The sequence below is a fragment of the Mycobacterium sp. 1245805.9 genome (assembly GCF_001672915.1).
Lineage (GTDB): Bacteria > Actinomycetota > Actinomycetes > Mycobacteriales > Mycobacteriaceae > Mycobacterium.
This window is the reverse complement of record NZ_LZKR01000210.1, coordinates 37,228-44,735: the sequence shown is the minus strand read 5'-3', so window position 1 is coordinate 44,735 and position 7,508 is coordinate 37,228. Positions and strand designations below refer to the sequence as shown.

5 protein-coding genes are annotated in these 7,508 nt (G+C 67.1%); 1 reads left to right on the top strand and 4 read right to left on the bottom strand.

All coding sequences use genetic code 11. The annotated features are described in order from the left end of the window. The 3 genes from A9X00_RS26770 to A9X00_RS26760 all read right to left on the bottom strand — a co-directional run bounded on the left by A9X00_RS26770 (position 1) and on the right by A9X00_RS26760 (position 5,206). Positions 1 to 4,566, bottom strand: coding sequence for a non-ribosomal peptide synthetase (locus A9X00_RS26770; protein WP_067160591.1), 4,566 nt, complete (start codon positions 4,564 to 4,566; stop codon positions 1 to 3). Between the two features lie 5 nt (positions 4,567 to 4,571). Then, positions 4,572 to 4,802, bottom strand: a complete 231-nt coding sequence (locus A9X00_RS26765; protein WP_067160589.1) for an MbtH family protein — start codon at positions 4,800 to 4,802, stop codon at positions 4,572 to 4,574. A gap of 209 nt (positions 4,803 to 5,011) precedes the next feature. After that, positions 5,012 to 5,206 (bottom strand): hypothetical protein, encoded by a 195-nt coding sequence (locus A9X00_RS26760; RefSeq protein ID WP_067160587.1) that lies wholly within the window; start codon positions 5,204 to 5,206, stop codon positions 5,012 to 5,014. A 414-nt stretch (positions 5,207 to 5,620) separates the two neighbouring features. On the opposite strand from A9X00_RS26760, the gene A9X00_RS26755 reads away from it, so the two are divergent. Further along, the gene (locus A9X00_RS26755) at positions 5,621 to 6,427 is read left to right on the top strand and encodes a class I SAM-dependent methyltransferase (protein ID WP_067160585.1); all 807 of its coding nucleotides are present in this window, start codon (positions 5,621 to 5,623) and stop codon (positions 6,425 to 6,427) included. Between the two features lie 19 nt (positions 6,428 to 6,446). Here A9X00_RS26755 and A9X00_RS26750 read toward each other — a convergent pair whose 3' ends face one another. After that, positions 6,447 to 7,409, bottom strand: a complete 963-nt coding sequence (locus A9X00_RS26750) for a sulfotransferase (RefSeq protein ID WP_082975549.1) — start codon at positions 7,407 to 7,409, stop codon at positions 6,447 to 6,449. Between the last annotated feature and the right edge of the window lie 99 nt (positions 7,410 to 7,508).

Here is a 7,508-nt window from a genome sequence, read left to right as displayed (position 1 = left end):
TCAGCTATCCGCATATTGCCGCTGGAGGTCGTCGATTTGTTGCTGGCTCAGGCCGGCCGCGATGTCCGACGGCGTCAACCCGCCCCCGCCGCCGCGCACGTGCGCGCAGATGCCGGCCAACGCGTCAAACCACAACCGGCTCAGCCGGCTGACCTGCGCGTGGTTCAGGGTCGAGGGCGCCCAGGTCCAGCGGGCGTGCAGCTGCGGGCCGGTGTCGGCGTCGACGGTGCTGGCGTTGAGCTCCACGGTGTGCATCAGCGGCATGGGGATGGCCGCGGCGACGTCGGTGACCGACCAGCCGTCGTGACCGAGCCGCCACACGTCGCCGGACACCTCGGCCGCCGCCCCCAGCCGCCCCAGGTAGTTGAACCCGATCGGCGGGTCGGACGGGGGCAGCTCGACGTCGTCGTTGAGGTAGCGCAACAGGCCGTAGGTCAAGCCGTCCGGCAGCGCGCGAAGCTGCTCCTTGGCGTCTTTGACGACCGTCCCCAGCCGCGCGTCGCCGGCCGCCACCCGCGCCCAGTCCAGCCCCCCGACCGAGAGCGACACCGGGTATTTGGTGGTGAACCAGCCGACAGTGCGGGACAGGTCGACGTGCGGGGCCAGGTCCTCCTGGCGCCCGTGACCCTCGACGTCGATGACGATCGGCGCGCCGCCGCTGCCGACGAATTCCGCCACCGCCAGGGCGAACGCGATCAGCAGGATGTCCTGCACCCCGGCGTGAAACGCCGCCGGCACCTCGTCGAGCAGCGCGCGGGTGGTCTCGGCGTCCAGCTGCGCCGACAGGCTGCCCGCGGTCGCGTAGGTGTCGACCTCGGGACGCACCGCCGGCAGCGCCGCGGGCGCCGCCGCGATCTGCCGCCAGGCGTCGGCCTGCGCCACCACCTCGGGGCTGCGCGCGTGCTCGGCCAGCAGCGACGACCAGGTGGCAAACGACGTTCCGGGCGCCGGCAACACCAACTGCTGCCCGCCGCGATGCTGGGCCCAGGCAATGTTGAGGTCCTCGAGCAGGATCCGCCACGACACCCCGTCCACCGCCAGGTGATGGACGATCAGCACCAACTGCCCGGTGTCGGCCACCCACAGCGCGCTCAGCATCACCCCGGCGGCCGGGTCCAACCGCGACCGCGCCTCGGTCACCTCCTCGTCGGACAGCGCCGGCACCGTGCGCAGGCACCGGCGGGCGTCCACCGCGCCGGGCTCGGGCACGGTCAGCGACCAGCCGTCGGTGTTGTCGCCCTCGAGCCGCAGCCGCAGCGTGGCGTGGCGGTCCAGCACGGCCTGCAACACCGCCACCACGTCGGCCTCGGTCGCCCCCGCGGGTGCCCGCACCGACACCGCCTGGTTGAACTGGTCGACGGGTCCGTCGACACCGTGCAGCCAGCGCATGATCGGTGTCGCGACCACCGGGCCGAGGCCCTCGTCGCTCACCTCGGCGTCGCCGGTGGCAACTTCGGCCACCCGGGCCAGCTGGGCCACGGTTTGCTCGACGAAGATGTCCCGCGGCCGGCACACCACCCCGGCGGCCCGCGCCCGCGCGACCACCTGCATCGACAGGATGCTGTCGCCGCCGAGCTCGAAGAACGACTCGTCCACCCCGACCCGCTCCAGCCCGAGCACCTGCGCGTAGATGTCGGCCAGGATCTCCTCGACCGCGTTGCCCGGGGCCCGGTAGCGGTCGACGTCCTGGTACTCGGGCGCGGGCAGGGCCCGCTTGTCGAGCTTGCCGTTGACCGTCAGGGGGACCGCGTCGATCACCACGACCGCGGCCGGCACCATGTAGGCCGGCAACCGCTCGGCCAGCGCGGCGCGCGCGGCAGCCCCAAACGAGGCCGGCTCGACGGTCCCGGTCACGTAACCCACCAGGCGCTTGTCGCCGGGGCGGTCCTCGCGGGCGATCACCACCGCCTGCTCGACGCCGTCCAGAGCGGCCAGCGCGGCTTGGACCTCACCCAGCTCGATGCGGAAGCCGCGGATCTTGACCTGCTCGTCGGCGCGGCCCACATAGCGCAGCTGCCCGTCGGCGCCCCACCACGCCAGGTCCCCGGTGCGATACATCCGGGTTCCGGGCTGCCCGAACGGGCACGCCACGAACCGCGTGGACGTCAGGCCCGGCCGCCGCCAGTACCCACAGCCCGCGCCGCCGCCGGCCACGTACAACTCGCCGACCACCCCGGGCGGCACCTGCCGCATCCACGCGTCGAGGACGAAGAAGGCATACCGGCCCAACGGCACGCCGATGGGGCTGAGCGGGCTGTCGACATCGTCGGGGAAGATCTCCCGGAACGAGGCGTGCACCGTCGTCTCCGTGGTGCCGTACAGGTTGAGCAGCCGCGGCGCTTGCGGATGGTTGTCCAGCCACGTCCGCAGCCGCTGCGGTTCCAGCGCCTCACCGGCGAAGATCACCGCGCGAAGGTGCAGCTGACGCCCGTGTTCGGGGGCGAGCGCGTCCGCGGCCTGCAGCGCGTAGAACGCCGACGGGGTCTGGCTGAGGACTTCGACCCGCTCTTTGACCAGCAAGGCATGGAAATCCTCGGGCGAACGCGCCACCGACTCGGGAACCACCACCAGGCGCCCGCCGGACAGCAGCGCACCCCAGATCTCGCATACCGAGACGTCGAAGGCCAGCGAGTGCCACTGCGACCACACCTGCCCCGGCGGCAGCTCGACGTCCAGGGACTCCAGCAGTCGGGTGACGTTGTGGTGGGTGATGGCCACGCCCTTGGGGACGCCGGTCGTCCCCGACGTGTAGATGAGGTAGGCGACGTTGTCCGGCTCCGGCACCGGCAACGGCGTGTCAGACTGCGGGCCGACGGCAGGGTCGGCGAGCTGGGCGACGTCGATGATCAGCAGATCGCGCCCGGCGAGCCGGTCGGCCAGGCCGGCGGTGGTGATCGCCGCGGTCGGCGCGGCGTCGTCGAGCATGAACTCGATGCGGGCCGCCGGCACCGCCGGGTCGATCGGCACATAGGCCGCCCCGGTTTTGAGCACCGCCAGGATCGCGACGATCGCCTCGGCCGAGCGCTCCAGCAGCAGCGCCACCCGCCGCCCCGGGCCCACCCCGTGGCCGGCCAGTAGGTGCGCCAACCGGTTGGCGGCATCCTCGACCTCGCGGTAGGTCCACGAGGCGTCCCCGAACGTGATCGCCGCCGCCTCCGGGGCGCGCGCGGCCTGCGCGGCGAACATCGCGGGAATCGACTGCGAAGCGGGCGCCGGCCGGCTCAGCACCGCGCGGTTGCCCCACCCGTCCAGCCCGTCGAGCTCGGCGGCGTCGAACAGATCCATCGACGAGAGCCGCCGACCCGGGTCGGCGGTCATCGCGACCAGCACCCGGCCCAGCCGCTTGGCCAATTCGGCGACGTCGAAATTCGCCAACGGGCTCCCGGTGCCCGCCGTGCTGAGGAAGATCTGGTCGCCGCCGCCGGAGAACATCAACGCGAAGGCACCCACCTGAACGGGATTGGTGAACGACGCCGACGCGGCGACGCCGGCGAAGTCCATCGTCATCTTCGACGGCATGAAATTCACGCTCACCCGGTTGGCCGACCGCCCGTGACCGGCCTTGCGCTCCAGGGCGTGCACCGGGAACCGCTGATGCTCCAGCGCCTCCCGGATGCGCGCGTCGACATACTCACAAAAACCGGTGACCGTGGATCGCGGCGACACGCTCAACACCAGCGGCACCACGCCGGAGACCATCCCCGGCAGCGTCTTGGACTCCGGACGCACGCGCCTGCTGACCGGGAACTCGAGCACCACCTCTGAGCCCTCGGCGCACCACCCACGTACTAATAGGGCACACGCCGCGGTGATGACCGACGACCGGGGCACCTTCCACGCGTCGGACAGTTCCTGAACGCGGCGCAGGACGGCGGGGTCCAGCCGTACCGGCGCGGCGGGCGCGGGCCGATCCCCGTCGTCCGCGGCCGGAAGGAACCCGTTGTGCGGTCCGCGTTCCGGAGGAAGGTTCCTGGTCCAGTAGTCCTGGTCGTCCCGATAGTCGGTGGACGACTCGTACTCCGACTCGCAACGAACCAGGTCCTGCAACGAGCCGAAGAACGCGGGAGGAATGGTCGCGTTCGAAACGATCGCGGCGTACACGGTCGCAATCCGATTTGCGATAAGCGTAATTCCGGTGCCGTCCACGATTATGTGGTGGAAGCACCCGAACAAATAGAATTCATCGGACCACGTCTGGAATAAAGTGAAATTGAAAAGCGGCCCGCCCGGGGGCATTGGTGTCTGTTGGATGGATAACGCCATCCGACGGGCTTCCCGCACCGGATGGCGCGTTTCGCTCAGGTCGTGGAAGGCGACCTCGAAGTCCGGGTAATCGATGGCCTTTTGGAAGACCTGGCCATCCACCTCGAAGACGGCGGCCCTGGCCGGTTCGGCCTCCCGCATCACGTGACGGATCGCCCGCTGAAGCAATTCGCGGTCCACCGTGCCGTCGAATCGCACAAGCACGCCAAGCTGCCACTCCGTGCCGGAGTGACCCGTTTCCTGCGCGAGCCAAATGTCCAGCTGTCCCCGCGTCAGCGGGAGAGCCCGGTCATCAAGTTCCATCCGGATTACCTATCAAACCCCTGTCCCGCCGCTAACCTTTCGCGCAGAGTTTTCGGCCGTATATCGGTCCAGTTCTGTTCGATGTAGTCCAGGCACGCTGCGCGGTCCGCTTCGCCGTACACCACCCGCCAGCCGGCCGGAACGTCGGCGAACGCCGGCCATAGGCTGTGCTGTTCCTCGTCGTTGACCAAGACGAAAAAGCTGCCGTCGTCGTCGTCGAACGGATTAGTGCTCACCGCGTCTCCAGACCGTCTAACTGGACATGGGTATAACAAGTTCTAAACCATACTGGAGCCCCACAGAGCTTGTCTAAGCCTTCGTGGAATTTCAGGTAGGCCGGGATCTACTAACACGACCGCATCCGTAATGTTGCCTAGACGAACTATTGGTACGGTTTTCCCGCCCGCTCCCCTACCCGTGGTCTGCGAAGCGGCAGCCGCTGCCGTTACCCCGCCGTGACCTGCGGCGACTCGCGGACGAATGCGACGACGCCCGCCGCGTGGCCTCCGTGGTCGGCATGATCCCGGCGGGCGGCGGCGCTGGAGAGGGTCTCCGTCGGGTGCCCGCCGCGGGCGGGGATCGGTTGCCGTCGGCCGTGGCCGCCGTGCCCGCGCGGGGCGTCGGGACCGTCGCCCAGCATCCGGCGCACACAATATGTATTAGGCGGCGAAACCGCCGCGCGATGTATTTGGCGGCGAAACCGCCGCGCGATGTATTTGGGCGACCCGTGCCGTCCGCCGGCCCCGGCGTCCTGCGCGGCGCCTTCAGACGACGAAGCGACCCTTGGTGCGGTCGCGCGACCGATGCGCCGACGGGGCCGGTCGAGGCGAATTGGAGGCGTCCGGACCCCATGAATTTGTGACGCTAACGGGTCCAGGTTGAGCCGCCGCCGGGCGTGAGCCGGTCGTGTAGCATGCAACCTGATTGGGCGGCTCGAACAGTGTGTATTCGGCATCAAAATATCCACAAAATTGATCTGGTTGGGACGAAATAAATGGACACCGATAGCGAACCTTCGGCGCGGGTTGAAACGCAGGAAAATTCACCAGTTGCAATGTCGGAGCACCTCGCTGACGACCTGCTGTCCACGACCGCCGGCGGCTGGAAAAGCTTTTATAATTTGCTCAGCCGGCGCCTCGAGGACGTCGGGGTCGCCGATTCATCGTTCTTCCTCAATTACGGGTACGCCCCGATGGGATCCAACGACGAATCGGCGTTCGAGATTCGGCCGGGAACCTTCAACGCCAACTCGGTCCGGCTGGTGTTCGAAGTGATCGGTTCGGTTGACCTCAACGACCGCACGGTCGTCGAGATCGGATGTGGCCGCGGCGGCAACGCCGCGCTGGTGGCGGAGAAGTTCAACGCCCAGGTGATCGGCATCGACATGTCCTCGGAAGCCATCGCTTTCTGCAGCAAGACGCACGTCAAGCGGCCGATCGACTTCATGGTCGGCGACGCATTGAACGTTCCCCTGCCCGACGCGTCGTGCGATGCCGTCGTCAATATCGAGTCCTCCCACTCGTACGGCAACCTGCCGAAATTCCTCGGTGAGGTGCGCAGGATCTCCCGGCCTGGAGCGTGGTTCCTGCACACCGACTTCTTGAGCCCCGAGGACTGGGACCAGGTGCGGATGCGGTTGAAGCGCTCGGGCTTCGTCACCGAAAACGACCGGGACATCACGGCGAACGTGCTGGCCTCGCGCGATCAGGCCAGTGACACCTGGGCCGAGGTTTACGGGGACCGAAATGCTCGAGTTGCGAACTTCCTGTCCCTGCCGGGGTCTGCTATCTACGAGCAGATGCGGGCCGGCTTGTTGGAGTACCGGATCCTGCGCTCCCAACTGCGCACCGACGCCGCCTAGCGTCGTCCCCTCGACGACATCACCACTCGAGGTCCGAGTAGAACAGCGTCGACACCTCGCTTGTCCGCTCCTTGATGGTGAGAATTTCGCGGTCGCTGAGCCGGCTCTTCCAGTTTGAGACATTCACCTTGCTGTTGCGCCTGATGCTGAATTCATCACCCCGCACCGGTTCCGCAGGATTCTGTTCGCCCGAACACGACTCGATGGCGGTGCGGACGCCGGTGGTGAATTCCAGGCCGAGCGTCGCATAGACTTCCCGGAAACTACCCGTCGGGTCCATGGACAATTCTTCGTGCTTGAGGAACAGCCACCCCGGGTAGCGCGTGCGGTATTCATCGATCACTGCGTAGATGCAGTTCCATAACAGGGCGCCCACTGGGATGATTTCCTGCTCATGCGCGGCGAAGTAACGAATCTCCGGCTCAAAATCGGCCAACCTGGTTTCGCGCATGAGCTGCGGCTGCCGCAGGAAGTGGTTGAAGTCGAATTTCCAATTCAAAATCTTCAGGCTCGAACACAACGCGGCCGGATGCCGGATCATGACCACGACGTTCATGTCGAATTGGCGGGCCAACCAGGGGGCGGAAAATACGGCGTGTGGATCTTTCATGACCGCCGTGTCTTTCCTCAGCCGGTGCGTGGAAAGATTTGCGAAGGCTAATAGGCTGCGGCCCGCTTCCCGCGCGCTCTTGGCGTGCAGGAGATTTGTTCGCACCGGGTATTTGAAATCAACCAGATCGTCCAGGTATTTCGCGAATCTGCTGGAATTCTCGTCCGTGATGTACTGGAATTTCGCCCTAATGGGATTGGCGAAGCCGCACAAGTCGCCGTTTTCCGGGGTGAAGGGCTCGTGGATATAACCCATACCCGGCGCGTGGGAAATCATTCGGCCGGTCCACGTCGTTCCCGATCGGGGTGCGCCGGTAACGAGAATCCGCTTTCTGACCTCGGGTGGGTCGGCGCATTCTCCTGCTATGGCCACGTCCCGCGTGCTCCCGTCTAGTTTCTTGACCGTCTGGCGAGGCTCAGCGGGAACGCTATCGGCCTCCTGATTAGCGACCTGATGCGGTGACTTTCGTGG

Bases quoted from the DNA above. Each gene is read 5' to 3' on its own strand.
- A9X00_RS26770 (WP_067160591.1), bottom strand. From the start codon at position 4,566: ATGGAACTTGATGACCGGGCTCTCCCGCTGACGCGGGGACAGCTGGAC.
- A9X00_RS26760 (WP_067160587.1), bottom strand. From the start codon at position 5,206: ATGCTGGGCGACGGTCCCGACGCCCCGCGCGGGCACGGCGGCCACGGC.
- A9X00_RS26755 (WP_067160585.1), top strand. From the start codon at position 5,621: ATGTCGGAGCACCTCGCTGACGACCTGCTGTCCACGACCGCCGGCGGC.